The 26982-nt window shown below is 61.4% G+C and carries 27 protein-coding genes; 8 read left to right on the plus strand and 19 right to left on the minus strand.

All coding sequences use genetic code 11. From position 1 onward, the window contains the following. The first annotated feature begins 46 nt into the window (after nucleotides 1-46). Nucleotides 47-649: a glutathione transferase GstA gene (gstA, locus tag DWF74_RS08150; RefSeq protein WP_115580735.1), complete on the plus strand. Its 603-nt coding sequence runs from the start codon at nucleotides 47-49 to the stop codon at nucleotides 647-649. 323 nt (nucleotides 650-972) lie between these two features. After that, nucleotides 973-1398, plus strand: coding sequence for a GNAT family N-acetyltransferase (locus tag DWF74_RS08155; RefSeq protein WP_102860620.1), 426 nt, complete (start codon nucleotides 973-975; stop codon nucleotides 1396-1398). Nucleotides 1399-1407: 9 nt separating this feature from the next. On the opposite strand, the gene def is transcribed toward DWF74_RS08155, so the two are convergent. The 3 genes from def to DWF74_RS08170 all read right to left on the minus strand — a co-directional run bounded on the left by def (nucleotide 1408) and on the right by DWF74_RS08170 (nucleotide 3272). Continuing rightward, on the minus strand, nucleotides 1408-1947 hold the full coding sequence (gene def, locus DWF74_RS08160; RefSeq protein WP_102860619.1) for a peptide deformylase: 540 nt from the start codon (nucleotides 1945-1947) through the stop codon (nucleotides 1408-1410). Between the two features lie 2 nt (nucleotides 1948-1949). Further along, nucleotides 1950-2894 (minus strand): YihY/virulence factor BrkB family protein, encoded by a 945-nt coding sequence (locus DWF74_RS08165; protein WP_102860618.1) that lies wholly within the window; start codon nucleotides 2892-2894, stop codon nucleotides 1950-1952. 186 nt (nucleotides 2895-3080) lie between these two features. After that, nucleotides 3081-3272 (minus strand): CsbD family protein, encoded by a 192-nt coding sequence (locus DWF74_RS08170; protein WP_102860617.1) that lies wholly within the window; start codon nucleotides 3270-3272, stop codon nucleotides 3081-3083. A 212-nt stretch (nucleotides 3273-3484) separates the two neighbouring features. Here DWF74_RS08170 and DWF74_RS08175 point away from each other — a divergent pair, with 212 nt between their 5' ends. Then, the gene (locus DWF74_RS08175; protein WP_115580736.1) at nucleotides 3485-3862 is read left to right on the plus strand and encodes a hypothetical protein; all 378 of its coding nucleotides are present in this window, start codon (nucleotides 3485-3487) and stop codon (nucleotides 3860-3862) included. A 67-nt stretch (nucleotides 3863-3929) separates the two neighbouring features. Here DWF74_RS08175 and fadD1 read toward each other — a convergent pair whose 3' ends face one another. After that, nucleotides 3930-5618: a long-chain-fatty-acid--CoA ligase FadD1 gene (gene fadD1 / locus DWF74_RS08180; protein ID WP_102860615.1), complete on the minus strand. Its 1689-nt coding sequence runs from the start codon at nucleotides 5616-5618 to the stop codon at nucleotides 3930-3932. A gap of 339 nt (nucleotides 5619-5957) precedes the next feature. Then, on the minus strand, nucleotides 5958-7646 hold the full coding sequence (gene fadD2, locus DWF74_RS08185; RefSeq protein ID WP_102860614.1) for a long-chain-fatty-acid--CoA ligase FadD2: 1689 nt from the start codon (nucleotides 7644-7646) through the stop codon (nucleotides 5958-5960). A gap of 213 nt (nucleotides 7647-7859) precedes the next feature. Between fadD2 and DWF74_RS08190 the strand changes: the two genes are divergently transcribed. Together DWF74_RS08190 and DWF74_RS08195 are read left to right on the plus strand one after the other, a co-directional pair. Then, nucleotides 7860-8804 (plus strand): alpha/beta hydrolase, encoded by a 945-nt coding sequence (locus DWF74_RS08190; protein ID WP_115580737.1) that lies wholly within the window; start codon nucleotides 7860-7862, stop codon nucleotides 8802-8804. A 50-nt stretch (nucleotides 8805-8854) separates the two neighbouring features. Further along, nucleotides 8855-9325: a MaoC family dehydratase gene (locus DWF74_RS08195; RefSeq protein WP_011062855.1), complete on the plus strand. Its 471-nt coding sequence runs from the start codon at nucleotides 8855-8857 to the stop codon at nucleotides 9323-9325. Nucleotides 9326-9406: 81 nt separating this feature from the next. Here the strand turns inward: DWF74_RS08195 and DWF74_RS08200 are convergent, their stop codons facing one another. From DWF74_RS08200 to DWF74_RS08215, 4 genes are all read right to left on the minus strand, one after another. Beyond that, a complete protein-coding gene (locus tag DWF74_RS08200; protein WP_115580738.1) occupies nucleotides 9407-10273 on the minus strand; it encodes an efflux RND transporter periplasmic adaptor subunit in 867 nt (288 codons plus the stop codon). 10 nt (nucleotides 10274-10283) lie between these two features. Continuing rightward, nucleotides 10284-10490 carry a DUF1656 domain-containing protein gene (locus DWF74_RS08205; protein ID WP_115580739.1) on the minus strand — a complete coding sequence of 69 codons (207 nt, stop codon included), beginning with the start codon at nucleotides 10488-10490 and terminating at the stop codon, nucleotides 10284-10286. Next, nucleotides 10477-12465, minus strand: coding sequence for an FUSC family protein (locus DWF74_RS08210; protein ID WP_115582432.1), 1989 nt, complete (start codon nucleotides 12463-12465; stop codon nucleotides 10477-10479). The genes DWF74_RS08205 and DWF74_RS08210 overlap by 14 nt, the downstream gene beginning before the upstream one ends. 156 nt (nucleotides 12466-12621) lie before the next feature. Beyond that, nucleotides 12622-13089 (minus strand): ferritin-like domain-containing protein, encoded by a 468-nt coding sequence (locus DWF74_RS08215; protein ID WP_102860610.1) that lies wholly within the window; start codon nucleotides 13087-13089, stop codon nucleotides 12622-12624. A gap of 229 nt (nucleotides 13090-13318) precedes the next feature. On the opposite strand from DWF74_RS08215, the gene DWF74_RS08220 reads away from it, so the two are divergent. Both DWF74_RS08220 and DWF74_RS08225 read left to right on the plus strand, forming a co-directional pair. Further along, a complete protein-coding gene (locus tag DWF74_RS08220) occupies nucleotides 13319-13555 on the plus strand; it encodes a DUF3820 family protein (RefSeq protein ID WP_025126856.1) in 237 nt (78 codons plus the stop codon). A 13-nt stretch (nucleotides 13556-13568) separates the two neighbouring features. Continuing rightward, the gene (locus DWF74_RS08225; protein ID WP_102860609.1) at nucleotides 13569-14759 is read left to right on the plus strand and encodes an aminotransferase class V-fold PLP-dependent enzyme; all 1191 of its coding nucleotides are present in this window, start codon (nucleotides 13569-13571) and stop codon (nucleotides 14757-14759) included. Between the two features lie 114 nt (nucleotides 14760-14873). Here the strand turns inward: DWF74_RS08225 and DWF74_RS08230 are convergent, their stop codons facing one another. From DWF74_RS08230 to zwf, 3 genes are read right to left on the minus strand one after another with little or no spacing between them, the layout of a single operon-like run. After that, nucleotides 14874-15539, minus strand: a complete 666-nt coding sequence (locus tag DWF74_RS08230) for a bifunctional 4-hydroxy-2-oxoglutarate aldolase/2-dehydro-3-deoxy-phosphogluconate aldolase (protein ID WP_102860608.1) — start codon at nucleotides 15537-15539, stop codon at nucleotides 14874-14876. Between the two features lie 17 nt (nucleotides 15540-15556). Further along, nucleotides 15557-16270 (minus strand): 6-phosphogluconolactonase, encoded by a 714-nt coding sequence (gene pgl / locus DWF74_RS08235; RefSeq protein WP_115580740.1) that lies wholly within the window; start codon nucleotides 16268-16270, stop codon nucleotides 15557-15559. Further along, on the minus strand, nucleotides 16257-17726 hold the full coding sequence (gene zwf, locus DWF74_RS08240) for a glucose-6-phosphate dehydrogenase (protein WP_102860606.1): 1470 nt from the start codon (nucleotides 17724-17726) through the stop codon (nucleotides 16257-16259). Before zwf ends, pgl begins: the two co-directional genes overlap by 14 nt. A 225-nt stretch (nucleotides 17727-17951) precedes the next feature. On the opposite strand from zwf, the gene DWF74_RS08245 reads away from it, so the two are divergent. Continuing rightward, the gene (locus DWF74_RS08245; RefSeq protein ID WP_170001736.1) at nucleotides 17952-18812 is read left to right on the plus strand and encodes a MurR/RpiR family transcriptional regulator; all 861 of its coding nucleotides are present in this window, start codon (nucleotides 17952-17954) and stop codon (nucleotides 18810-18812) included. Between the two features lie 29 nt (nucleotides 18813-18841). Here the strand turns inward: DWF74_RS08245 and DWF74_RS08250 are convergent, their stop codons facing one another. From DWF74_RS08250 to DWF74_RS08280, 7 genes are all read right to left on the minus strand, one after another. Further along, nucleotides 18842-19696: a D-hexose-6-phosphate mutarotase gene (locus tag DWF74_RS08250; protein ID WP_115580741.1), complete on the minus strand. Its 855-nt coding sequence runs from the start codon at nucleotides 19694-19696 to the stop codon at nucleotides 18842-18844. Nucleotides 19697-19826: 130 nt separating this feature from the next. Continuing rightward, the gene (locus DWF74_RS08255; protein WP_115580742.1) at nucleotides 19827-21176 is read right to left on the minus strand and encodes a carbohydrate porin; all 1350 of its coding nucleotides are present in this window, start codon (nucleotides 21174-21176) and stop codon (nucleotides 19827-19829) included. Between the two features lie 88 nt (nucleotides 21177-21264). Continuing rightward, entirely contained in the window at nucleotides 21265-22425 is a 1161-nt protein-coding gene (locus DWF74_RS08260; protein WP_115580743.1) for an ABC transporter ATP-binding protein, read from the minus strand. Between the two features lie 3 nt (nucleotides 22426-22428). Then, on the minus strand, nucleotides 22429-23274 hold the full coding sequence (locus DWF74_RS08265; RefSeq protein WP_102880657.1) for a carbohydrate ABC transporter permease: 846 nt from the start codon (nucleotides 23272-23274) through the stop codon (nucleotides 22429-22431). Beyond that, nucleotides 23267-24175: a carbohydrate ABC transporter permease gene (locus tag DWF74_RS08270; RefSeq protein ID WP_102860601.1), complete on the minus strand. Its 909-nt coding sequence runs from the start codon at nucleotides 24173-24175 to the stop codon at nucleotides 23267-23269. The genes DWF74_RS08265 and DWF74_RS08270 overlap by 8 nt, the downstream gene beginning before the upstream one ends. A gap of 122 nt (nucleotides 24176-24297) precedes the next feature. Beyond that, on the minus strand, nucleotides 24298-25590 hold the full coding sequence (locus DWF74_RS08275; RefSeq protein ID WP_102860600.1) for an ABC transporter substrate-binding protein: 1293 nt from the start codon (nucleotides 25588-25590) through the stop codon (nucleotides 24298-24300). A 116-nt stretch (nucleotides 25591-25706) separates the two neighbouring features. Then, nucleotides 25707-26966: an AGE family epimerase/isomerase gene (locus DWF74_RS08280; protein ID WP_115580744.1), complete on the minus strand. Its 1260-nt coding sequence runs from the start codon at nucleotides 26964-26966 to the stop codon at nucleotides 25707-25709. Between the last annotated feature and the right edge of the window lie 16 nt (nucleotides 26967-26982).

Below are 26982 nucleotides of genomic sequence, written 5' to 3' on the forward strand. Positions count from 1 at the left end.
CAGTGCTGCCCCGACACTGGCTCGAACATCAACCAGAGACCTGCCGATGAAACTCTACTACGCCCCTCAAGCCTGCTCCCTGGCCTCCCATATCGTACTGCGGGAACTGCAACTGCCGTTCGACGCCATCCGCGTCGACAATCGCAGCAAGCGCACCGCCGACGGCCAGGACTTCCTCACCCTCAACCCCAAGGGCTACGTGGCCGCCCTGCAACTGGACAACGGCGAAGTACTCACCGAAGGCCCGGCGATCCTGCAATACCTGGCAGACCTCAAGCCCGAGGCCGGATTGGCGGCGGCCAATGGCAGTTGGCAACGGGTAAGGCTGCAGGAAACCCTGAACTTCATCACCAGCGAAGTTCACGGGATCATGGGTTGGCTGTTCAACCCAGGGCTCGATGACAGCGTGAAGGAGGTGTTCCGGCAGAAGCTGTTCAAACGCTTTGCCCTGTTGGAGCAGACCTTGGAGCGCCAGGATTATCTGCAAGGCGGGCAGTTCGGCATCGCCGATGCCTATCTGTTCACCGTGCTGAGCTGGACTGCGCTGTTTGCCATCGATCTGGGAGCCTGGCCGGCATTGGCGAAGTTCCAGGCCCGGGTCGAGCAGCGGCCGGCGGTGCGGGAGGCATTGGCGGTGGAGCTGGCTTAGGTTCGAAACAGCAAATGGAGAAGTCGCGCTGAACAGGCAGAACCCGCGCCTGCCTTTTCAGAAGGGATAAAACGAAGCCCGCGTTGCGGGCTTCGTCAAATTGATCAATGGCCGAAGATGTTCACTTCGGTTTTCTTGGCCTTTTTCTCGGCGCGCTTCTCGTCTGCGCTCTTTGCCGGTTTCTTCTTGGCATTCTTCTTGGCGTTCATACCTTTGGACATGATCTTTACTCCACTGCTGCGGGATAGGACTCAGGTATAGCACCTATAGCGGCCGGGGGTTCCTTTATAATCCGCCGCTCCCTGTTGCAATCCCGGAAAGCCATGTCCAGCCTCCAGATCTGCCTCCTTGCCGAGGCCGCGCGTCCCTTGCTGAACAAGTTCTATCGCCAGCACCAGTCGCCCATGCGGGCCTCGTCCGCAGGCCAGCTCTGGGTGGCGAGGAACGAGGGGATCGTCGCCGGGATGAGCCTGACCCCGGTGGCCCAGGGGCATTGGCTGACGGGTTTGTTCGTTGCCCCCGAGCACCGCGGCCAGGGGCTGGCCGGACAGTTGGTGGAGCGGGCGCTGATGCAGGTCGAAGGGCCAGTCTGGCTGTTCTGTCACCCGGACCTGGAAACTTTGTATCAGCGCATGAGTTTTTCCACCGCTACCCAATTACCCCAGCCGCTGGCCGAACGGCTGGCTCGCTATCAACGCAGCAAGCCGCTGCTGGCCATGGGGACCGACAGCGTTCGCCCGGGTCCGTAGGCTTGGGTGTTACGCGTCAGCGTTGGGATCGAGGTCGGGAAACAGCACCTCGGTGAAACCGAACTTGCTGAAATCACTGATCCGCGATGGGTACAGCCGCCCGATCAAGTGATCGCACTCATGCTGCACCACCCGGGCATGAAAGCCCGAGGCCACACGCACGATAGGCTCGCCCTTGGGGCTGAAACCTTCATAGCGAATGTGCTGGTAGCGCTGCACCGCGCCCCGCAGCCCTGGCACCGAGAGACAACCTTCCCAGCCCTCTTCCAGTTGCGGACTCAAGGGCGTGATCAAGGGGTTGATGAGGATGGTCTGAGGCACTGCCTCTGCCTCCGGATAACGTTCGCTGTGCTCGAAGCCGAAGATCACCAGTTGCAGATCGACACCGATCTGCGGTGCTGCCAGGCCAACGCCACCGACACTTTCCATGGTCTGGAACATATCGTCGATCAGTTGCCACAGCTCGGGGCTGTCGAACATCTCGGGCGCCACCGGGGGCGCAATACGCAGCAGGCGTTCATCGCCCATTTTGAGGATTTCACGGATCATGTTCAGGCTTCGTCAGTGGTCGGATGGCGCGAGTGATCCCGGCCCAGTCCCGATACGTGTTGTTTATCGCCGGGCCCGTCAAAGTCCTTTTCGCCAGGTTCCTTGCCTTCGGCCGACATGTGTTCGATCACCGCGTTCATCTCCGCCCCCAGCAACAGCACTGCAGCAGAGATGTAGAAGTACAGCAGCAACACGATGATCGCGCCGATACTGCCATACATGGCGTTGTAGTTAGCGAAGGTTTTCACGTAGTAGGCAAAGCCCAGGGACGCGACAATCCAGACCACCACCGCCAGCACCGAGCCCGGCGTGATGAAGCGAAACTTCTGCTTCACATCGGGCATCACGTAGTACATCAGGGCCACGGCCACCATCATCAGCAGCACGATCACCGGCCAGCGCAGGATGGTCCACAGGGTGACGATGAACTCTTCCAGGCCCACCTGCCCAGCCAGCCAGGTCATCACCTGGGGCCCCAGTACCATCAGGGCTGCCGCGGCCAGGAGCATGCCGGCAATGCCCACGGTATAGAACACCGACAGCGGAAAGCGCTTCCAGATCGGCCGGCCCTCGACCACATCGTAGGCTGCGTTCATTGCGCTCATCATCAGGCGCACGCCCGCCGAGGCGGTCCACAGGGCGATGACGATACCCACGGAGAGCAATCCGCCCTTGGACTGTTGCAATTGATCGATCACCGGATTCACCTGCTCCAGGGCCTGGGGCGGCAGCACCAATTCCGATTGCAGGCGCAGCCAGGTAAAGAAGTCCGGCAGATGCAGGAAACCGATCAGGGCAATGAGAAACAGGATGAAGGGGAACAGCGAGAACAGCATCTGGTAGGCCAGCGCCGAGGCATAGGTGGACATCTCGTCCGCGATGAATTCATTGACCGTGCGGATCAGCACGCGGTGCAGGGGCAAACCTTTGAGGTCCGGAAAAATCATAGCGTCTCCTTTCGCCGCAAAAAGGTTGAAGTCGATGGCGACTCAGGGGGCGTTTTCTACAACAAATTAGCCTAGTTGGCGAACCGCAACCATTCGCACGGGCTGATTACCGTTGCTCCACAGCAACACACATGAAAACGGCCATCCGTGGATGGCCGCTGCGTTGAATCATCGAGGGCCCCGTATTCAGGCCTTGTCGATGGTCTTTTTCACCGCATCCTTGGTCTTGCCAAGGGCTTGCTGGGCTTCGCCTTTCTTCTCCTGCAACTTGCCCTCTGCCTGCAGTTTGGTGTTGTCGGTGGCCTTGCCGACACCCTGCTTGACGTTGCCGATGGCTTCGTTGGCCAGACCTTTTGCCTTATCTGCTGTGCTGCCCATGGTATTTCTCCGTAGAACATTCATTGATCAAACAAAGAGGATTTGCGTCGTTACCCAAGGTTGACTCGTGGCCGTTGCGCAGAGTTTCAATTATTTTTCGTCAGGCATTTCATCGCAGGCCCGAGGTTGCCCTTTATGTTTGTCGGGCAACCCGGGAGAATGCTCGACCTGTTCAGGCCAAGCACTGAAGATCCAATCCCCGTAGGAATGTTATGAAACTCGATAAAAAGCAGGCCATTGCCCGTAGAAACCAGGAACTGGGCGGTGCGGTGCTGGGCGTCAACAACTGCCATTTCGCGGAGCTGAACCGCAATCGCAATATCTGGTGGTTCGATATCCTGGTGACCCGTCTGGCCATTGGTCAGTACGAATGGGTGCACCTGCTGCTGCACACCCCGGACACCAACCAGTTGCTGCACCTGAAAGTGCCGACCGTGTTCCTGCGGGAAAAGATGGAAGGCCTGGTGATCCGCAATGAAGGCAAGCGCAAGGCCGCCCTGAGCCTGGAGTTGAGTGCCGACAAGGACTCCTTCCTCAAAGACGTGCGCCCGGCCGGCACCGGTGTGAGCTTTGCCCAGTTCCAGCAGTAAGCCGGCACAAGTTACCAGCCCATGAAAAAGCCCCGCACTGGCGGGGCTTTTTTGTGGACGCTGCGGCTTACTTCTTCACGCCGAGCTTCTTCAACTCTTCGTCACGCAGTTCACGGCGCAGGATCTTGCCGACGTTGGTGGTCGGCAGCGCATCGCGGAACTCCACGGCCTTGGGCACCTTGTAGCCGGTGACATTGGCGCGCATGTGTTCCATCACCTGCTCCTTGGTCAGGGTCACGCCTGGCTTGGCGACGATGAAGATCTTGATGATCTCGCCAGACTTCTCGTCCGGTACGCCGATCGCTGCGCACTGCAGGACCCCCGGCAGGGAAGCCAGGACGTCTTCCAGTTCGTTGGGGTACACGTTGAAACCCGAGACCAGGATCATGTCCTTCTTGCGGTCGACGATGCGGATATAGCCGTCCGGCTGAATCAGGGCGATGTCACCGGTCTTCAACCAGCCGTCGCTGAGGACTTCGTCAGTAGCGTCCTGACGCTGCCAGTAGCCCTTCATCACCTGCGGGCCCTTCACGCACAGTTCACCCACTTCCCCCAGGGGCAGTTCGTCGCCCGCGTCGTTGATCACCCGACACAAGGTCGAAGGCACTGGAATGCCGATGGTGCCGATCTGGATGTTCTGGATCGGGTTGACCGTGGCCACCGGACTGGTCTCGGTCATGCCGTAGCCTTCACAGATCGAGCAATTGGTGACCGACTTCCAACGCTCGGCGGCCGCCAGTTGCAGGGCCATGCCCCCGGACAGCGTGACTTTGAGCGCGGAAAAATCCAGTTTGCGGAACGCTTCGTTGTTGCACAGGGCAACGAACAGGGTGTTGAGACCGACAAAACCGCTGAACTTCCACTTCGACAGTTCCTTGACCATCGCCGGCAGATCCCGCGGGTTACTGATCAGGATGTTGTGGTTGCCCATGAGCATGATGGCCATGCAATGGAAGGTGAACGCATAGATGTGGTACAGCGGCAGCGGAGTGATGAGGATCTCGCAACCTTCATTGAGGTTGGAGCCCATCAGCGCCTTGCACTGCAGCATGTTGGCCACCAGATTGCGATGGGTCAGCATCGCCCCCTTGGCCACGCCGGTGGTACCGCCGGTGTATTGCAGCACCGCCACGTCGCCGCTGGCAGGGTTGGCTTCCTGTACTGGCTGGCCGTGGCCCTTGCTCAGCACCTCATTGAACTTGACGGCCTGGGGCAAGTGATAAGCCGGCACCATCTTCTTCACGTACTTGACCACACTGTTGATCAGCACACGCTTGAAGGTGGGCAAAAGGTCCGCCACTTCGGTGATGATCACGTGCTTGACCGAGGTTTTGGGGACCACGGTCTCTGCCAGGTGGGCCATGTTGGCCAGGCAAACCAGAGCCTTGGCTCCAGAGTCGTTGAACTGGTGCTCCATCTCCCGCGCGGTGTACAGCGGGTTGGTGTTGACCACGATCAGGCCGGCGCGAATAGCACCGAACACCGCAATCGGGTATTGCAACAGGTTGGGCAACTGCAGGGCGATTCGATCGCCAGGCTGCAAATCGGTGTGCTGCTGCAGGTACGCGGCGAAGGCCCCAGACAGTTCGTACAGTTCACCGTAAGTGATTGTCTTGCCGAGGTTGCTAAAGGCCGGTTTGTTAGCAAAACGTTGGCAGGACTGCTTCAACACCGCCTGAATATTCGGATACTCGTCAGGATTGATATCGGCAGCAATCCCAGCTGGGTACTTATCCTTCCAAAAGTCTTCGATCATGGAAGCCCACTCCTCAGCAACGCGAATTCATCACCGCATTTGATGCGATTATTATTTGTCTGTGTTTTTTATTGGTGTCTATTGTTGGTGAGTCTGGCTTTTACTTAGGCCGAGAAGTCACAAAGCGCGCCGAGAGTAGCAGCTTTGGAAAAGGCCGCCTAGAGCCAAAAAAGGCCTCAATAGTCACATTTATGACTCAAGACATTCTAATAGTCATTTTTAGAGTAAAAATTCTACAACCTTGAATTCCGCTCTGGCACGGGCCTTTGCGCCCCCAGAATGCATCGCGGGCAAGCCCGTTGAGCCAACAGGCTTGCCCGCGATGGAAAAAGCCAGGGATCAGGCGATGTCGCGCAGCTCGCGACGCAGGATCTTGCCCACAGGCGTCATCGGCAGAGACTCACGCAGCACGATGTGCTTGGGCACTTTGTACCCCGTGAAATTCTCCTTGCAGTAGGCCTTGAGCTCTTCAAGGCTGACCCCCGCCTCACGAGGCACCACAAACAGCTTCACCGCCTCGCCGGAACGTTCGTCCGGCACCCCGATCACCGCGCAGTTGGCGACCTTGGGGTGAGCCATGACCACATCTTCGATCTCGTTGGGGTAAACGTTGAAACCCGAGACGATGATCATGTCCTTCTTACGATCAACGATGCGCACGAAACCATCGGGATCGATCACTGCAATATCGCCGGACTTGAACCAACCCTCGGCATCCAGCACTTCGGCCGTGGCTTCCGGCTTGTTCCAGTAGCCCTTCATGATCTGTGGTCCCTTGATGCACAGCTCGCCACGCTCGCCCAGCGGCAGCTCGGTGCCCTGGTCATCGATGACCTTCAAGGTGGTGCCCGGCACTGGCAGACCGACCGTACCCAATCGCGAGCGGTCGCCATAGGGGTTGGTGCAGGCCACCGGCGAGGTTTCGGTGAGGCCATAACCTTCGGTGATCCGGCAGCCGGTGAGTTTCTGCCAGCGCTCAGCCGTAGCCTTGACCAGGGCCGTGCCACCGGAGTTGGTCAGCTTGAGGTTGGAAAAATCCAGGTTCTTGAATTCCGGGTGATCCATCAGGGCCACGAACAGCGTGTTGAGCCCCAGCAAGGCGGAAAAACGCCAGTTCTTCAGCTCCTTGATAAAGGCGCCGATATCCCGCGGATTGCTGATCAGCACGTTGTGGTTGCCCGTGACCATCATGCACATGCAGTTCGCGGTGAAGGCATAGATGTGGTACAGCGGCAGCGGCGCGATCATCACTTCCTGCCCTTCACGCCACTGGCTATGACCGTCGGGCCCGTGCTGGCCGAGGCAGGCCCGGGCCTGCTGCATGTTGGCCACCAGGTTGCCGTGGGTCAGCATCGCGCCCTTGGCCAGGCCGGTGGTACCGCCGGTGTACTGCAACACGGCAACATCATCGAGCCCCACCTGCAGCGGCTTGATCCCCTGGCCACGCCCCAGGCGCAGGGCACTCTTGAAGGAAATGGCCTGGGGCAGGTGATAGGCCGGGACCATCTTCTTGACCTTGTCCACCACCATGTTGACCAACCAGCCCTTGGCGGTGGGCATCAGGTCGCCCATCTTGGCCTCGATCAGGAACTGGATATCGGTATCCCCTAAAACTTCCTGGACCTTCTGCCCGAAGACATTCAGGTAGACCAGGGCCCGGGCTCCTGAGTCCTTGAACTGATGACGCATCTCCCTGGCGGTGTACAGCGGATTGGTGTTGACCACCACCAGACCGGCCCGCAGCGCACCGAAGACCGCGATCGGGTACTGCAGGACGTTGGGCATCTGCACCGCAATACGATCCCCCGGAACCAGATCGGTATGGCTTTGCAGATAACCGGCAAAGGCCGCGCTGTAGCGTTCCAGCTCGGCGTAGGTGAGGGTCACCCCCATATTGCTGAAGGCCGGGCGATCAGCAAATTTCTTGCAGGAACGCTCAAACACCTCGATCACCGACTTGAAGGCCCCCAGGTCAATCTCGTTGGGGACGCCGGCGGGGCGCTTATCATTCCAGAAATCAGGTTGCATTATTCTTGTCCTCTCATTACCTGAACGGTCCGGGCCGCCTCTGTAACGCTATCAGCGGCGGGGCTCATCGGACGTTAGCAGCTATGGTGAATCAGGCAAATATGCGCAAGTGTGTCATTAATTTTATGAATCTTGCTTCCAACAGGCGTGCGCATCAGACGCACACGCGGCGATACGCTATAAAGTGCAGCGTCTTCGTGCAAAGGAATCGCCATGACCCACGACACGTTCTGGTTGACCACGAGTGATCACCAACGCCTCTTCGTCAACCTGTGGCTGCCCGAGCGCCCGCTCAAGGCACTCATCCTGCTGTCCCACGGCATGGCCGAGCACAGCGGGCGTTACGCTCGCCTGGCCGAGGCCCTGTGCGCCGAGGGTTATGGAATCTATGCCCCGGATCAGCGCGGCCACGGTAAAACCGCGGAACACGGGGTCCTCGGCCACTACGCAGACCAGGGTGGCTGGAACAAGGTCGTCGGCGACCTGGCCAGCCTCAACCAGCACATCGGCCAGCAACACCCCGGCACGCCCATCGTGCTGTTGGGCCACAGCATGGGCAGCTACATCGTCCAGGCCTACCTGCAACATCACAGCGCCAGCCTCCACGGGGCGATTCTCAGCGGCTCGAACTTCCAGCCAGTGGCCCTGTACCGCGCCGCCAGCCTGATCGCGCGGTTCGAACGCTGGCGCCAGGGCGGCCAGGGACGCAGCGCACTGATCGAGTGGCTGTCGTTCGGCTCCTTCAACAAGGCTTTCAAGCCCAATCGCACCGCCTTCGACTGGCTCAGCCGCGATCCGGCCGAAGTCGACAAGTACGTGAACGACCCGCTGTGTGGCTATCGCTGCACCAACCAGCTGTGGATCGACCTGCTCGGTGGCCTGCAACAAATCAGCAAGATTTCCAACCTGGCGCAGATCGATCCCGGCCTGCCGTTGTTGGTCATGGGCGGAGAATGTGATCCGGTGAGTGATGGCAAGCGTCTCAAGGATCTGGCCAACGCATTGCGCGAGGCCGGCAGCCAGTGCCTGCAACTCAATATCTACCCGCAGGCACGTCATGAGCTGTTCAACGAAAGCAACCGTGATCAAGTGACCCACGACGTACTGGCCTGGCTGGACCAAGCGCTGCAACACCGCCGGCCTCCACGGTCGGAGTAAGCGACGGCGCGGTCAGTGCGCTCATTTACCTGTCAGAGGATTTCAGCAACATGACCCAGGTTACCAACACCCCTTACGAAGCCCTGGAAGTCGGTCAGACCGCCCAGTACAGCAAGACCGTCGAGGAGCGTGACATCCAGCTGTTCGCCGCCATGTCCGGCGATCACAACCCGGTGCACCTGGATCCCGAGTTCGCCGCCGCCACCATGTTCAAGGAGCGCATTGCCCACGGCATGTTCAGCGGCGCCCTGATCAGCGCCGCCGTGGCCTGCGAATTGCCTGGGCCGGGCACCATCTACATCGGTCAGCAGATGAGCTTCCAGAAGCCGGTGAAGATTGGCGACACCCTGACCGTACGCCTGGAAATCCTCGAAAAACTGCCGAAATTCCGCGTCCGCATCGCCACTCGCGTGTTCAACCAGCGCGACGAGCTGGTGGTGGACGGCGAAGCCGAGATCCTCGCCCCACGCAAGCAACAGACCGTGACCCTGCCGACCCTGCCGGCCATCACCATTGGCTAAACCGCACCCCACGTAATCCTCCAGGAGCCGGCTTGTCGGCGAAGGCTTTGCTCGTCATGGCTTGCGCCAGCAAGCCGTCTCCTACCGTCCACCGCCCTCCTCGACCTGCACGCTGGCGGTCATCCCGGCGCTCAGATTGATGCCTTCAGGCACCTTGTCCAGCTTGATCCGCACCGGAATCCGCTGGGCCAGACGAACCCAGTTGAAGGTCGGCTCCACCTCCGCCAGCAATTGCCCGTCAGGGGTGGCGTTGCGGTCGGTGATCCCCCGGCTGACGCTTTGCACATGGCCCGGCAGGGCATCGCCGGCACTCATCAGCCAGACCTTTACCGGGTCGCCGACCTGGATTCGCGGCAGCTTGGTTTCCTCGAAATAAGCCTGGACGTAGAACGTCGAATCATCGATCAGCGCCATCACTGGCTGCCCGGCATTGACGTAGTTGCCCTCGGCCAGGCGCAGGTTGGTGATATGCCCGTTACGGGGCGCGCGCACCTGACTGCGGGCCAGGTTGAGCTCCGCGACCTTGGCCTCGGCCTGGGCCTGACGCAGTTCGCCCCGGGCTATGCCGGCGTTGATCTGGGCGTTCTCGCGCAGCTCGGCACTGATGGCCTGGGGACCCAGGGCCGCACGGCGACTGGCCTCGTGCTCGCGCAGACTCAATTGCTGCTGACGGGTCTGAACCACGGCCTGGGCCTTTTCCAGGGCCGCCTCGAACCGGTCACGGTCGATGCTCAGCAACAAGTCTCCGGCCTTCACGGGCTGGTTGTCCGCCACCTTGAGCTCGCGCACCCAGCCGGATACGTCCGGGGCCACGATCACCACGTCGGCGCGAATCCGCGCGTCCCGGGTCCAGGGCGTCAGCATGTAGTACTGCCACAGGTGATAACCGGCGAAGATCGCCACCGCCACCAGGCACAGGGTAAATACGACACGTACGGGTGTACGCATAATCAACTCCTTATAAAGGTCCCAGGACCACAGTGATCACCGTCAATACACAGACGTACAGGGCACAATCGAACAGGGCTTCATGCCAGATCAAGCGCCCCAATCCGGTGACTCGCACCAGCACTCGCAGCACGCCGGTGACCACCAGCGCCAGCACCACGTAAATCAGAAACGGGCTGAGCAGCACCCCGCCCAACGACCACTCACGCAGCCCCATGACTGTCCTCCTGCTGCCGGCACCAACTGCGCCAGCTGTTTTGCAATTGCAGCACCGCCCCCTTGGCCAGTTTCAACGCGTCACTGGGTGGCTGCTGGTCCAAAGCGTCGAGCAAGGCCGCACTGGGCGCCACCAGCGCTTCCTGGCGATGACCGGCCGGGCCCTGTTCAAGGATGCGTTGCAACTGCTCGAAATACTCACGCTGCGCCGCACTCACCGGCACCTGGGCCACCGCCAGGCTCAGGCGCAGGTGCATCAGTTCATCGCCGACGTCCAGGCCCAACAGGCCATCGTCCCAGCGACTGCGGGCCTGTTCCGGCAGCTCCGGATAATGCCGGGCCAGTTGCAGCAGGCGATCAGCCATGCGCCCGCCGAACCAGCTTTCCGCGCCCCGCAGGTTGCGCCGAGTCAAACGCACCAGATCACTCAAGGTCGCCGCCAGCAGGCGCCGGCCATGCCAGGCCGGGTTACGCAGAATCAGCAGATGGAAGGCCAGTACCGCGGCGCCCACCCCCAGCACCATGGCCTGGGCATTGTTGAAGAAGCTGGCGACATCGAAATTCATGCGGTTCATCGGCGAAATCAACACGATGAAATGCAGGCAGAACGAAGTGGCAGTGGCGCCTATCTGTGGCTTGGCCATGCCCAGGGCGCCGAAGAACAGCGGCACGCCCATGGCCATGGCCAACATCGCAAAGCCGCTCCATTGGGGCAGGAGGATCTGCCCCACCAGGAACGCCGCCGGAATCGCCAGGAAGATTCCGCGCATGAAGCTCATGCCAATCTGCGCGCCGTTCTCACGGCTGGCAAACAGACTGCAGACCACACAGGTCAGGAGCATGGCCCCGGAAGCAGCAGGCCAGGCAGTGGCCAGCCAGAAGCTGGCCACCGTGAGAAACGCCAAGGCACTGCGGGCACCGAATACCAGGGCCAGCGACAGATCACGATGGGGAGTCAGGGTTGCCGGTTGCTCCACCGGCGCCCGCCCCTCCTGCACCGCGTCCAGGGCCTGGGTTGCCGCCAGGGCGGTATCCAGCAACAACGCAAAACGCGCCAGGCAAAAGCTCTGCGCCGGGCTGATCTGAAGCTCATGGGACGCTTCCTGCAGGCGCGGCCGCAGCGCTTGCAGACCAGCCTTGTCGGCCGCCGCCAGGGCTTCCTGAACCCAATCCATCCAGGGCTGCAGTTGCCGGGCTTCGTCGGCGTCCAATTGTTTCCACTGGCGCCGCACCGAACGGGAGATCCGCAACAGCATCAGCAGCTTCTGGCTCAGGCCACTGATGGCCCGGGCCCGCTGGCGCCCCGATGGCCCTTCGAACCAGGCGTGTTCGCGCTGGGAGTCCACGGCGACGATGCGCCCGAGAATTTCCAGCAGGCCCTTGCGCGCCAGGGCATCGCCGGCCAGGGTGGCGCGAGCGGCCTGCATGCCACTGTGCCAGGCGCTGCGGGCCTGATCCGCCAGTTGGCGCTCTACCCGCATTGGCCAGATCAGGGCACTGCTGGCGGTGGCGCAGATGATCCCCAGGGAGATCTCCGTGCAACGGGCCACGGCCTGATCGAACACGGTCAACGGGTGACTGATGGCGGGCAAGGCGATGATCGCCACGGTGTAGCCCGCCAGCACGAAGGAATAGGACCAGGCACTGCGCAGCAGCGTGGAACTGGCGGTGCACAACCCCAGCCACAGGGCCAGGGCCAGCAGGAACAACCAGGGCGTCTGGGCGAACAGGCCCATGAACAGCACCGACATAAGGGTGCCAACCAAGGTCCCCAGCAGCCGGGCCAGCCCCTTTTGCAGCACCATTCCGGACAACGGCTGAGCGACGATGAACGCGGTCATCAGGGCCCAGGCCGGCTGCTCCAGGCCCCAACGCAACGCCAGCCACAGCGCCAGGCCACCACCCAGCAGCGTCTTGATCGCGAACTGCACGGCAGGAAGGCTGGGAGCAAGCAAGGCCTGCAAGGTAATGGGCACGAACAAGGACTCTCGGAAGGACTGAATAACCATAGTCGGGATCGCCACGAGTGGGCGCGAGCTAATTATTAGCTAGCTAACTAATTCCCGTCCAGCACTAAATCACAGGCATAAAAAAACGCCAGACTGGCTGGCGTTTTTGACAGGTTTTAGCCGTTACGAACGGGCACGAGCCTGGTTGCGCAACGCTTTGACCTGATCGTGATTGCGTTGCACGCCGTGGTACTGGCGCTCTACCACATCACGAATACCCACCAGGTTGTGCTTGCTGATTTTATCCAGCGCCTCCTTGTAGGACTTCAAGGCATGGTCTTCGCCACGCTCGGCCTCGTTGAGCACCGATTCCTCATCCTTGCCGGTCACCAGTGACTTGAGGTCGACCCAACGACGGTGCAGATCGCCACTGACGCTGGTGGAGGTTTCCGGTTCGCCACCCATGGAGCGCACCACGGACTGCAGTTCGGCGGCGGCGGTAGCGCAATCGGTGGAGCGCTTGATGAACAGCGCCTTGAGTTCTGGGTGCTTGATGTCTTCAGCACAGGTCTTGAACCCTTCCTGACCATCCTTGCTGGTCTCGATCAGGCTGTTGAGCACCGAAATTGCTTCTTTATTCAAGTCAGTCATTTTCTGGTTCCTTGCGGGTTGAGAGAGTTGAGTCAACTGCTGGGTTAACTGCTGGATTAACCTTTGCACCCGCCATGCCAGACTTTGAATTTATATTTTTTACTTAATTTTCAATAAGTTATCTTTTAACTAAAAATCTGTATCCGCGTTATTTGCATGATCTGTCATTTGGCCTGCATGCAGAATGCCTGTATTTTCCATGGCGTTCGAATCACACGAAAGTTGCGCCATGACCCCCGAGACACTTGAACTGCTGATCACCCGGGAAATGCCCTTCGGCAAGTACAAGGGCCGTATCCTGGCCGACCTGCCCGGCCCCTACCTGAATTGGTTCGCCCGTGAGGGCTTTCCCAAGGGTGAGCTCGGCGGCCTGCTGGCCCTGATGCAGGAGATCGATCACAACGGCCTGTCCGACCTGCTGGACCCGCTGCGCGCCAAACACGGCAAACCCAAGCCCCGTCACTGAAAAAGAGCCCACCATGCCAAGGACTGCAGCAACCCTTGCCCAGGACGAAGACCATTGGCGTGCAATCGCCCGGCAGTTCGACATCGAACCTGGGCCGATCAATCTGGAGAACGGCTATTTCGGGCGCATGACGCGCAAGGTGGCCGAGGAGTACCAACACAATATCCAGTGGGTGAACCGCAGCAACTCGGTGCATGTGCGCCAGCGCTTCGAACAGATCGAGGCCCTGCAGATCCGTGGCCAGCTGGCAGCACTGCTGGAGGCCCCGGAGAATGCCGTGGCCCTGACTCGCTGTGCTTCCGACGCCCTGCAATCCTTGATCCGCAACTACAACCGCCTGCAACCCGGCGACCAGGTGCTGCTCAGCGACCTGGAGTACGACACGGTGAAAAGCGCGATGCGCTGGCTGGCCCGTCACCGGGGTGTGGAGGTGATAGAAATCGAGCACCAGCACCCTGCCAGTTTTGACAGCCTGCTCGACACCTATACAAGCGCGTTCGAGCGTTACCCGCGACTCAAGCTGATGCCGCTGACCTACGTCACCCATCGCAGCGGACTGGTCATGCCAGTCCAGGCCATTGCCGCCGCCGCCCGGGAACACCAAGTCGACATCATTCTCGACGGCGCCCACGCCCTGGGCCAGATCGACTTCGACCTGCCCCAGCTGGGGATCGCCTTCGCTGGTTTCAACCTGCACAAATGGATCGGCGCGCCGCTGAGCCTGGGCTTTATCTATATCCACCCGGAACGCCTGGAGGATATCGACCCGGACATGGGCGAGTTCCACTTCCCCACCGACGACATCAGGGCCCGAACGCCCTACAGCACACCGAACATCCCGGCGCTGATGACCTTGCCCCTGGTGTTCGAAGAGCATCGAGCCATGGGCGGTTCGGCGGCCAAGGGCGCACGCCTGAACTACCTGCGCGCGACCTGGACAGAAGCCGTGCGCGAGACGCCAGGGATCGAAATCCTGACCCCGAAAGACCCGCGCCTGTGCTGCGCCATCAGCGCCCTGCGCTTTACCCGCCACGCCGACCAGCAAGCCCTGGTGGAGCGCCTGCTGCGCGACTACAACCTGTTCGCCGTAACCCGTACCGGCGCCGGTTTTGGCCCCTGCATCCGCATCACCCCGGGGCTGGTGACGCCTCTGGAGCACATCCAGTGCTTGATCGGGGCCCTTGGCGAATTGGCCAACCAGTGACGCCTCCCTCTCTTCAAGCGAGGGGCGAGGCTTTTTCTCCGGGCAAAAAAAAACGGTGCACCGACCAAGCGCACCGTAAAGCCGTAGAACACACCAACGAATCAGGTAAAAATTTCAGTCCAGCAGAGACAGGGCCTCGGCTGTGCACTCTTGAATCCGCGCCCAGTCGCCGTTCTTGATCCACTCGGGATCGAGCATCCAGCTACCGCCCACGCACATCACATTCTTCAACGCCATGTAGCTCTTGATATTGGCCGGGCCAACGCCGCCAGTCGGGCAGAATTTCACCTCACCGAACGGACCGCCCAGGGCCTTGATCGCCGCCACACCACCGCTGACTTCAGCCGGGAACAGCTTGAAGCGACGATAACCCAGGGCATAACCCTCCATGATCCCGGAAGCATTGCTGATCCCCGGCAACAGCGGGATCGGACTGGCGACACTGGCCTGCAACAGGTCACGGGTGATACCCGGGGTGACGATGAACTGCGAGCCTGCCGCTTGCGCCGCGGTGAGCATGTGCGGATCAAGCACGGTGCCGGCACCGGTCACCAGTTCCGGGCGCTGTTCGCGCAGGATCTGGATGGCCTTGAGGCCGAACTGCGAACGCAGGGTCACTTCCAGGGCCGTCAGGCCACCTGCCGCCAGGGCGTCTGCCAGTGGCAGCACATCCTGCTCACGGGCGATGGTGATCACCGGCAGAATCCGCGCCTTGGCACAGAGGCTGTCGATCAGGGCAACTTTGTCCGCCATGGAAACGGTCGGGGGTAGGTTTGTCATAGCGGCTGATCCTTGGCTCATGGGCACCAGTAAATCTCTAACGGGGTTTGCAGGAAGGCGCGAATCGGCATTTCGGCAACAGCGTCACCGGCCAGTGCGGCACTCAGGGTGGTCAGCTTGGACTGACCGGAAATCGACAACAGCTGATGGCGGGCCGAGGCCAGCAAGGCCCGGCTCATGCTCAGGCGCTGATGGGGCACGGCGGGCGCCAGCATTGGCCAGCAGCGACGGCTGCCATCGACCCGAAGCGCCTCGGCCAGGTTAGGGCTGTTGGGGAACAGCGAGGCGGTATGACCGTCATCACCCATGCCCAGCACCAGCACATCAATTCCCGGCAACTCGGACAACAGACGATCGGCCTGCTGGGCCGCTTCTTCCAGGTTGGCCGCCGCGCTATAGAGGCTGAGGAAGCTGGCCTTGGCCACCGGCCCCTGGAGCAGATAGCGCTTGAGCAGGCCGGCATTGCTGTCGGCATGCTCCACCGGCACCCAACGCTCGTCCGCCAGGGTGATCAGCACCTTGGACCAATCCAGCTCCTGCTTTACCAGGGCCTGGAAAAACGCCACCGGGCTACGGCCACCGGACACCACCAGGGTCGCGTTGCCGCGGGCGGCAATGGCCTCGCGCAGCAGCTCGGCCACTCTCAGTGCCTGGCCTTCAGCCAACAAGGTAGGACTGCGGAATTCGTGGGCTGCTAGCCCCGCCGGCAGTTGCAAATCAGATATCGCCATACCAAGACCTCCCGTCCCGCGTGATCAGTGCAATGGAGCTCATCGGCCCCCAGGACCCGGCCGCATACGGCTTGGGCGCATCACCGGATTTTTTCCACCCGGCGATCAACTGGTCACACCACTTCCACGCGGCTTCGATTTCATCTTTGCGGACAAACAGGTTCTGATTGCCGCGCATCACTTCCAGCAACAACCGCTCGTAGGCATCGGGAATCCGTGCACTGCGATAGGTATCGGAAAAATTCAGCTGCAACGGACCGCTGCGCAGCTGCATGCCCTTGTCCAGGCCTTGTTCCTTGGTCATCACCCGCAACGAGATGCCTTCATCCGGCTGCAGGCGAATGATCAGCTTGTTGCTGATCTGCAGGCGCTGCTCGGGGGCAAAGATATAGTGCGATGGCTCTTTGAAGTGGATGACGATCTGCGACAGTTTTTGCGGCATGCGCTTGCCGGTACGCAGGTAGAACGGCACCCCGGCCCAACGCCAGTTGCGGATATCGGCACGCAGGGCGACGAAGGTTTCGGTGTCGCTCTGGGTGTTGGAGTTTTCTTCCTCCAGGTAACCCGGCACCGATTGGCCCTCGCTGTGACCGGCAATGTACTGGCCACGCACCACCTGGGTGGTCAGGCCTTCCGGGCTGATGGGCGCCAGGGCCTTGAGCACCTTGACCTTCTCGTCACGGATGCTGTCGGCGGAGAGGTCGGCCGGTGGGTCCATGGCGATCAGGCACAGCAACTGCAGCAAGTGGTTCTGGATCATGTCCCGCAGTTGGCCGGCCTTGTCGAAATAGCCCCAGCGGCCTTCGATGCCAACCTTCTCGGCCACGGTGATTTCCACGTGGGAGATGTAGTTCTGGTTCCACTGGGTTTCGAACAGGCTGTTGGCGAAGCGCAAGGCGATCAGGTTCTGCACCGTCTCCTTGCCCAGGTAATGGTCGATCCGGTAGATGCGGTTTTCCGGGAAGAACTGGGCCACCGCGTCGTTGACCTTGCGCGACGATTCCAGGTCCGAGCCAATGGGTTTTTCCAGGACCACGCGAGTGTGCTGGTTGAGTCCGACCCGGGACAGGTTCTCGCAAATCGCGCCATACACCGCCGCCGGTGTGGCGAAGTAGGCGATCAAGCGTTGTTCGCCGCCGGCGCGCTCAGCCAGGGCCACATAGTCCTCGGCCTTGAGGAAGTCCACATGCAGGTAGCTCAGGCGAGCGAGAAAAGTCTGCAGGACCTCAGTGTCGATGTCCTTGTCGCCGACGTACTTGCGCAGCTCGGTTTCGATATTCGCCAGGTGCTCTTGCTCGCTGCCCGGCTCACGAGCCAGGGCCAGAATCCGCGTGTCTTCATGCAACAGACCGGCGGCATCGAGTTGGTACAAGGCAGGAAACAGCTTACGCAGCGCCAGATCGCCCAGCGCGCCGAACAAGGCAAAAGTGCAGGGTTCAACCGTTATCGAAGGCATGATGTTTGTTCTTTTATCAAGTTAAGCTACAAATACCTTTTTTCAAGGCATCACTCAAGGAAAAATGTAGTAATAAACACAACATTTTTACAAAATACAGATTCCAGGTGGTGGTCGATCCAGGCCATCAGTAGGATAGGCCACCTCTCAACTTCGCATTGCGGGCGCTCTAGCGGCTCTGCCGCTGCGCCTGTCTAGCCGATCTAGGAAACCTGAATGGACCGAGTGCGAAATCTTCTGGAGCAGATCCAGAACCGCCTTGAAGAACTGAACAAGGCGGAACGTAAAGTCGCCGAAGTCATCCTGCTCAACCCACAGCAGGCGACTCGCTTCAGCATCGCTGCGCTGGCCCAGGCCGCTTCGGTCAGCGAACCGACGGTCAATCGCTTCTGCCGCTCGTTCGGTGTCAGCGGCTACCCGGAACTCAAGCTGCAACTGGCCCAGAGCCTGGCCAGCGGCGCCGCCTACGTCAGCCGCGCCGTAGAGGCCGACGACAACCCCGAGGCCTACACACAAAAGATCTTCGGCAGCGCCATCGCCTCCCTGGACAGTGCCTGCCAGGCCCTGGACCCGAACCTGATCAGCAAGGCCGTTGACCTGTTGATTCAGGCTCGGCAGATCCACTTCTTCGGCCTCGGTGCCTCGGCCCCGGTGGCCATGGATGCACTGCACAAGTTTTTCCGCTTCAACCTGGCAGTGACGGCCCATGCCGATGTACTGATGCAGCGCATGATCGCCTCGGTGGCCCACACCGGCGAATTGTTCGTGATCATTTCCTACACCGGCCGGACCCGCGAACTGGTGGAAGTGGCGCGCATTGCCCGAGAAAACGGCGCTTCGGTGCTGGGGCTGACCGCAGAGAACTCGCCCCTGGCCAAGGCCAGTACCTTGAGCCTGAACATCCCTCTGCCCGAAGACACCGACATCTACATGCCGATGACCTCGCGGATCATCCAGCTCACCGTGCTCGACGTGCTGGCCACCGGTATGACCCTGCGCCGTGGCGTGGACTTCCAGCCGCACCTGCGCAAGATCAAGGAAAGCCTCAACGCCAGCCGCTATCCGGTGGGCGACGAGTTCAACTGAGGCTGGCCGGTTCGCCGGCCTGCCGACTCCTACACCGCAGCCCGCGCCTGCAAGCTCAGGTGCGCCTGCTCCCCCGGCGCCAGGCACAGGCTGTCGGTGCCGCCGGCAGCCGCTTCGACACAGACAAACCGCGATACCTCATTCCAGCTCACCCCCAGCAAGGGCCGGGTGCCGGGGTGCCAGACCACGGTGTCGGCATCGTCACCAGTATCGATGCACAACTCCCGTTGCCAGGCGTGGTCCTTGAGCTGCAATTCGCCTTCGTGCTGGAACACCCGCTGGCACCCGCCCTCGACCCGCAACTCGCCCTGCTGCTGACAGACCTGGCGGTTCAACTGGTCGTAACCCTGGGCGCCATCAAGCCCGGACAGCGCTACCTCGCCGACGTCGCCAATACGCCAGTAGGCGTGCAAAGCCTGGCTCAACTGACAAGGTTCACTGTCCTGGTGCTCGGTGCTCAGGCGCAAATCCATGCTTTGCCCCAGGTGCGCATGCAGGTCGACCTTCCAGTCGCACAACTGCAATTGCCAGTGCAGGCGCACGCCGTCCTCGTCGCTGCTGCTGTCCAGCAGTTTCCAGTCCAGCAGCCGCGCCCAACCGTGGGACGGCCAGGCATTTTCACTGGGATGGCGACCGTACCAGGGCCAGCACACCGGCACCCCGCCGCGGATCGCCCCCACTTGCGGCCACTTCGAGGCACACCACAGCCAGGGCTTCTGCCCGGCCGGCTGAAAGTGCAGCAGTTGAGCGCCCTGGCGACTGAACACCGCCTGACACAGCGGGTGATCGATCACCAGCACATCGCGCATCTGATAGCGCTCCCAGGCGAACACCGGGCGTTCGCGCAGGGATTTGAAAAAGCGTTGTAGCGGATGCTCATGCATGGGCCGCGGTCCTGAAATTCACTGCTGTCTCGATACTCATCAGGGGGACTTGCAATCCCCACAAAAAAAAGCGGACGGCCTGGGCCATCCGCAAAATGCGCACATGGAGGAGGAGCTTATCGCAACAGCTCTAGAACACCGACTGAATTTTCAGACCGGCCACCAACGCGTTATCCACTTCATCCACACCGCCCGGATGGGTGATGTATTGCAGGTTGGGGCGTACGGTCAGCCAGTTGGTGACGTGGAAACCGTAGTTGATCTCGTAGTTGTATTCCGTGTCGCGCAGCGGCATGTACAGCGGGTTGTCGTAGTTGCTGATGCCGTTATCCTCATTGATCAGCTGGGCGTTCTTGCGCACATCGTCGTTGACGTGGATCCGCGCAAAACCGATGCCCACGTCATCTTTCGGACGCGCATCGAACGGCCCCTTGTACACGAACATCAGCGACTGGTAGTTGTCGACGACGTTGGTGTCCTTGTCATGGAAGGTGGCGTTGGCGGCGATGTTCAAGCCACGGGAAGCGTCACCGTTGTGGGTGGTGAGTTGCTGCTGCCCGACGAACCAGTAGCCGTGCTTGCTGTTGTGCACGCGATAGGCGTCGCCTGTGTCCGCGGCGTCCTGGCCGTTGGCGTCCTTGCGCACATCATTGGCGTCGGCCGTGCTCTTGTAGTAACCCACGCGGTACTCACCCGGCAGGCTATTGAACTTGGGCGACCAGACCAGTTCCACCGGCAATACCGTGCCCTTGGTGCCGCTGCCGCTGAGCTTGAAGCCGTTGCCGTGCTCCAGCTGCGACGGGTTCTGGTTGTAAGCGCCGATCTGCGCATACAGCTCGGGGGTGATGTGGTATTTGACCCGCAGCGCCGCCTGGCTGACCGGCCAGTTGTACCAGATGCCGGTGGCCCAGTTGCCCACCTGGGAGCCGCAGAAGGCCAGGTTCTGGAACTCGCAGGGGAAGGTGTTGAAGTCTTCGCCTTCGCCGAAGTAACCGGCCTTGACGTCCAGCTTGCCGTCGAGGAACTGGTGCTGAATCCACAGCTGAGTCAGACGCACCATATGGCCACGACCGTACACCTCCTGGGAAGAACTCAAGGTACCGGCACGCGGGTCGCCGATACGATCGTTGGAAATGTTCTGGCCGTTACGGTTGGTCAGCTGGATCTTGGCCTGGGTATTGTCCCAGCCCAGCAGCTTCTGCAGATCGAAGGCCACGCCGAGACCGAACTGATCGCTGTAGCGCCCGGTCTTGTCGTCGTTGTAGCCGCCATGCAGGTTGGCGCCCATTTCACCGACGTAGTCGGCCTTGATGTCGATCCCCTGCTCGATCAGCTTGGTACGCTCACCACCCCAGTCGCCGGTCATCCACTTGGAGTCGGCGCTGAACGCCTCGTCCGCCATGACATTGGCGGACAGGACCAATGCCGCAGCCGCTGACAACTGGCAAAGCAGCCGGGTATTGCTGTGTTGCTTTTTCATCCCTACATCCTCGTCTTTATTGTTATTAACGATTTATCCAACGCGGTTTACAGCGGGTGCGACGGATGACAGGCCATCCGCCACGGATTCAACGCCCCTTGAACTGCGCCACGTTGCCGCTACGGGGCTCGGACACAGGCGCGCCGGCCGCTCCCAGGCGCTCGCCACTCTGGGCATCGAACAGCAGCACTCGGGCCGGATCGAACTGCAGGGTCAGGGTTTCTCCTGCCTCGGGCGCCTGATCCGGAGCCAGGCGGCAGCAGACCTTGGTGCCATTGAGGGTGACGAACACCAGGGTGTCGGGACCGGTGGGCTCGACCACCTGGACCTCGGCGCGCAAGGTCGGCAAGCCGTTGGCTTCGGTGGCGGCCAGGGCAATCTGCTCCGGACGAATGCCGAGGATCACCTCGCGGTCTTCGAGCCCCGTGTCCTGCATGCCCAGAGGCAGCTCGCAACGGGCCTGGCCACTGTCCAGTAGCGCCAGCAGGCGGCCGTCCTTGCGTTGCAGGCGCAGGGGGATGAAGTTCATCGGCGGCGATCCGATGAAGCTCGCCACGAACAGGTTGGCCGGGTCGTTGTAGATCTGCTTCGGGGTGCCGAACTGCTGGATGATCCCGTCCTTCATCACCGCCACTTTGTCGCCCAGGGTCATGGCTTCGATCTGGTCGTGGGTGACATAGACCGTGGTGGTCTTGAGGCGCTGGTGCATCAGTTTCATTTCGGTGCGCATCTCGACCCGCAGCTTGGCGTCGAGGTTGGACAGCGGTTCGTCGAACAGGTAGATCTTCGGTCGCCGCGCCAACGCCCGGCCCATGGCCACCCGCTGCTGCTGGCCACCGGAGAGCTGGCCCGGCTTGCGGGTCAGCAGGTGCTCGATCTGCAGCAACTTGGCCACCCGCGCCACTTCCGCGTCGATCTCGGCAGTGGGCATCTTGCGGATCTTCAGGCCGAAGGCGATGTTGTCGCGCACGCTCATGGTCGGGTACAGCGCGTAGGACTGAAACACCATGGCGATGTCACGATCCTTGGGGCTCATGCCGCTGATGTCGGCGTCGTCCACCAGGATCGCCCCGCCGCTGATGTTCTCCAGCCCGGCGATGCAGTTCATCAGGGTGGATTTGCCGCAGCCGGACGGGCCGACGAGGATCAGGAACTCACCGTCGTCGATCTTCAGTTCGATGTTCTTCAGGGTGTCCGGCAGGCCGGCACCGTAGGTCTTGTTGACGTTGCGTAATTCGAGAGTGGCCATGCTTTACCCCTTGACTGCGCCGGACGTCAGCCCGCGCAGGAAATACTTGCCGGCGAAGATGTAGACCAGCAGTGTCGGCAGCCCGGCGATCATCGCCGCCGCCATATCAACGTTGTATTCCTTGGCCCCGGTGCTGGTGTTGACCAGGTTGTTCAGGGCCACGGTGATCGGTTGCGCATCGCCGCTGGCAAACACCACGCCGAACAGGAAATCGTTCCAGATCTGGGTGAACTGCCAGATCAGGCAGACCATGATGATCGGCACCGACATCGGCAGCAGGATCTTGCCGAAGATGGTGAAGAACCCGGCGCCATCCAAACGCGCGGCCTTGACCAGGGCATCGGGGATGCTCACGTAGTAGTTGCGGAAAAACAGCGTGGTGAAGGCCAGGCCGTAGACCACGTGCACCAGCACCAGACCGGTGGTGGTGTTGGCCAGGCCGAACTTGCCAAGGGTGAACGAGGCCGGCAGCAGCACGGTCTGGAACGGCAGGAAGCAGCCGAACAGCAGCAGGCCGAAGAACAGCTGGGAGCCGCGAAAGCGCCACATCGACAGCACGTAGCCGTTCATTGCACCGATGAAGGTGGAGATCAGTACCGCCGGCACGGTGATCTTCACCGAGTTCCAGAAGTAGCCGCCCACAGCGTCCCAGGCTTTGATCCAGCCAATGCCGTCCACCACCTGGGGCCAGCTCAGCAGGTTGCCGGTGCGGATGTCTTCAGGGGTCTTGAAGCTGGTCAGCAGCATCACCACCAATGGAATCAGATACACCGCCGCCGCCAGCAGCAAGGTGGCGTAGATGGCGATCCGGCTGAAGTTCAGGGTCGGCTTGGCGAGGGAGTTAGTCATGGCGCTTGCCTCGCAGTTCGGAGTACAGGTACGGCACCAGGATGGTCAGTACGGCACCGAGCATCAGCATGGCGCTGGCCGAGCCGATGCCCATCTGGCCCCGGCTGAAGGTGAAGGAGTACATGAACATCGCCGGCAGGTCGGAGGAGTAGCCCGGGCCGCCCGCGGTCATCGCCGCCACCAGGTCGAAGCTCTTGATGGCGATGTGGGCGAGGATCATGAAGGCACTGAAGAACACCGGCCGCAGGCTCGGCAGGACGATCCGCAGGTAGATGGTCGGCAGGCTCGCGCCGTCGACCTGGGCGGCGCGGATGATCGACTGGTCAACACCGCGCAGACCGGCGAGGAACATCGCCATGACAAAGCCCGAGGCCTGCCATACAGCGGCGATCACCAGGCAGTAGACCACCCGGTCCTGATCCACCAGCCAGTCCAGGCGAAAGCCTTCCCAGCCCCAGTCACGGAGCATCTTGTCCAGGCCCAGGCCAGGGTTGAGCAGCCACTTCCAGGCAGTACCGGTGACGATCATCGACAGTGCCATGGGGTACAGGTACACGGTACGGATGAAGCCTTCCTTGCGGATGCGCTGGTCCAGCAGCACCGCCAGGAACACCCCCAGCACCAGGCTGATGGCAATGAACATGCCGCCGAAGAGCGCGAGGTTCTTGCTCGCCACCCACCAGCGGTCGTTGTCCATCAAGCGCAGGTATTGCTGCAGGCCGACCCACTTGTAGCTCGGCATGAAGCTGGAATTGGTAAAGGACAGAATGAACGTCCAGATGATGTAGCCATAAAACCCCACGAGCACGATCACCATGCTCGGCGCCAGCACCAGCTTGGGTAGCCAGCGCTGCAGTGCGTCCAGGGGTGAGGCCTTGCTGAAAACCGCCACAGAGCTCATCGCAAAAACCCAGTTATTGAAGTGAATCCGGGATGCACGCCGCCGCTGCATGGGCGTAAGCCCTGCAGGGCGGCAACACAGTCACAGGTCAGCCGCCGGCGTACCGGCGGCGGGGTCAAGGATTACTGCGCGGCTTTGACCGCCGAGGCCAGTTGCGCACTGGCCTTGGCCGGGTCCGCATCCTTGTCGTTCATGAAGTTGGTCACCACATCGAAGATCGCGCCCTGCACCGCCAGGGAAGTGGCCATGTTGTGCGCCATGCTCGGCTGCAGGCCGCCGGTCTTCTCGTCGGCCAGGAAGTCCTTGGCCGCTGCCTGGGCGCAGGAGTCGAAGCCCTCGGCGCTCATGTCGTTGAGCATGTCGGTGCGCACCGGGATCGAGCCCTTGTTGATGCTGAAGACCTTCTGGAAGTCCTTGCCCAGGGCCACCTTGGCCAGGTCCTGCTGAGCGGCGATATCACCTTTGCGATCGGCCTTGAGCTTGAACACCGCCAGGGAGTCGATGTTGTAGGTGAAGGCCTTGTCGGTGCCCGGGAACGGCACGCACTGGTAGTCCTTGCCGGCAACTTTCTTCGCCGCCGTCCATTCGCTCTTGGCCCAGTCGCCCATCATCTGCATGCCGGCCTTGCCGCCGATCACGTCGGCAGCCGCAATGTTCCAGTCACGCCCGGCACGGTTGGGGTCCATGTAGCCGGTGATTTTCTTCAGCTCGGCAAAGGCCTTGGTCATTTCCGGGCCGGAGAGGGTTTTCTGGTCCAGGTCCACCAGGGCTTTCTTGTAGCCTTCAGGGCCCATGACCGAGAGCACCACGTCTTCAAACACGGTGCTGTCCTGCCACGGCTGGCCGCCATGGGCCAGGGCAATGAAGCCCGCAGCCTTGAGCTTGTCGCCGGCGGCATAGAACTCTTCGAGGGTGGTCGGGGCCTTGTCGATCCCGGCTTTCTTGAACACTTCAGGGTTGATCCACAGCCAGTTGACCCGGTGGATATTCACCGGCACTGCTACGTAATCACCTTCGTACTTGACGGTATTGGCCACCTTGGACGAGAGCAGGCCGTCCCAGTTTTCCGCCTTGGCCACGTCCTTGAGGGTGTCGGTGCTGAGCAGGCCGGTGCTGCCCCACTCCTGGATATCCGGGCCCTTGATCTGGGCTACGCCCGGCGGGTTGCCGGCCACGGCGCGGCTTTTCAGCACGGTCATCGCAGTGGAACCGCCACCACCGGCCACGGCGCCGTCCTTCCAGGTGAAACCGTCTTTTTCCACTTGGGCCTTGAGCACATCGACGGCAGCTTTTTCACCACCCGAAGTCCACCAGTGGACGACTTCCACGGAACCTTTGGAATCGGCGGCGAGGGCGCTCAGGGGAAACAGAGAGGCAAGGGAAATGACAGTGGCGAGGCGAGAAATCGCATTCATTTGAAGTACCTTTCTTGTTGTTATGCATGCAAGTCTGGTGCTTGCGCTGCATACGAGTCTAAACAGCCTAGTCGAACGTTCGGGTAACGAAGCGACGGGGAAATGTCACGACATGGTTACACAAGGCCCGGAACAGACGCTTGGGCCAAAGCCGAGGCCATGCTCGGCGCCAGGGGCAGACGCGGAATCAGCACGGCTTGCCAGGCGTGATAGAGGTCCGGCTTGCCGCCCCAGATCTCGGCGGCCGGGCGGTTGTCGCGGCCCAGTTCGTGATGCCAGCTGCCCTGCTGATGATCGATGAAATGGGCTTCGCAGAACTCCCAGAAACGCCGGTACCAGGCCTCGTACTGCTCCTGGCCGGTGCGCCTGAGCAAAGCGCTGGCGGCGGCGCTGGCCTCGGCATGGGTCCAGTGCAGGCGTTGGTGCACCACCGGCCGGTTGTCCCAATCCAGGGTGTAGACAATGCCCGGGGCACCGTCCACGTCCCAGCCGTGGCGGCAGTTGCTCGCGAACAGGTGCTGCGCATCCAGCGCCAGCCAGCCCGGGGTCAGCATCCCGGCCAGGCCGCGCGACGCCTCCAGGTGCAACAGCAGGCGCGCCCATTCGAAACCGTGGCCCGGCGTGGTGCCGAAGGGGCGGAAACCGTCGGCGGGAAAGGCCCGGTTATAGTCGCGCAGGGGTTGCCAGTCAGCGTCGAAATGCTCGATCACCATGAAGTCGTTGGCGGCGGCGTGCTGATGGATCACCCGCTCGACGATGCGCAGGGCGCGGTTGAGCCAGCGCGGGTCCTGGGTGACATCGGCCAGGGCCAGGAAAGCCTCGGTGGCGTGCATGTTGCTGTTGGCGCCGCGATAGGCTTCCGGCTTGCGCCAGTCGCGATTGAAGGACTCGAGCATGGCGCCCTCCTCCTCGCTCCAGAAATGCCCGTCAATGATCCGGATCGCCTCCTCAAGCAGGGCCTGGGCACCCGGCCGCTGCGCCACCACCGCAGAGCTGGCGGCCAGGGCGACAAAGGCATGCAGGTAGGCGGCCTTGGTGCTGTTGCCATCGGCCTGACCGGCCACGGCGAACCAGCCGCCGTGCTCGGCATCGCGCAACGGCCCCATGAGCGCGGCGATGCCGTGGTCCACCAGCCCGGCATAACCCGGCAGACCCTGGATGTGCGCCATGGCGAAGCTGTGGGTCATGCGCGCGGTGTTCATGGTTTCGGCCTGGGCACCGGCGGGCAGGCAGCCCCGGGCATCGAGGTTGCCGAAGCCTTCGGCGAGTCGTGAAGCCTTGGCGAAATCAAGCAGGCGCAGGCCTTCGGCGGCGAGCCAGGAATGGTGAGCGGGCGCGTTCAGCCAACTGCGCAGCGGCAGGGGGAGAGAGTCCATGAGTGGCCTGTTGTTG

The organism is Pseudomonas protegens (assembly GCF_003363755.1).
Classification (GTDB): domain Bacteria; phylum Pseudomonadota; class Gammaproteobacteria; order Pseudomonadales; family Pseudomonadaceae; genus Aquipseudomonas; species Aquipseudomonas danubii.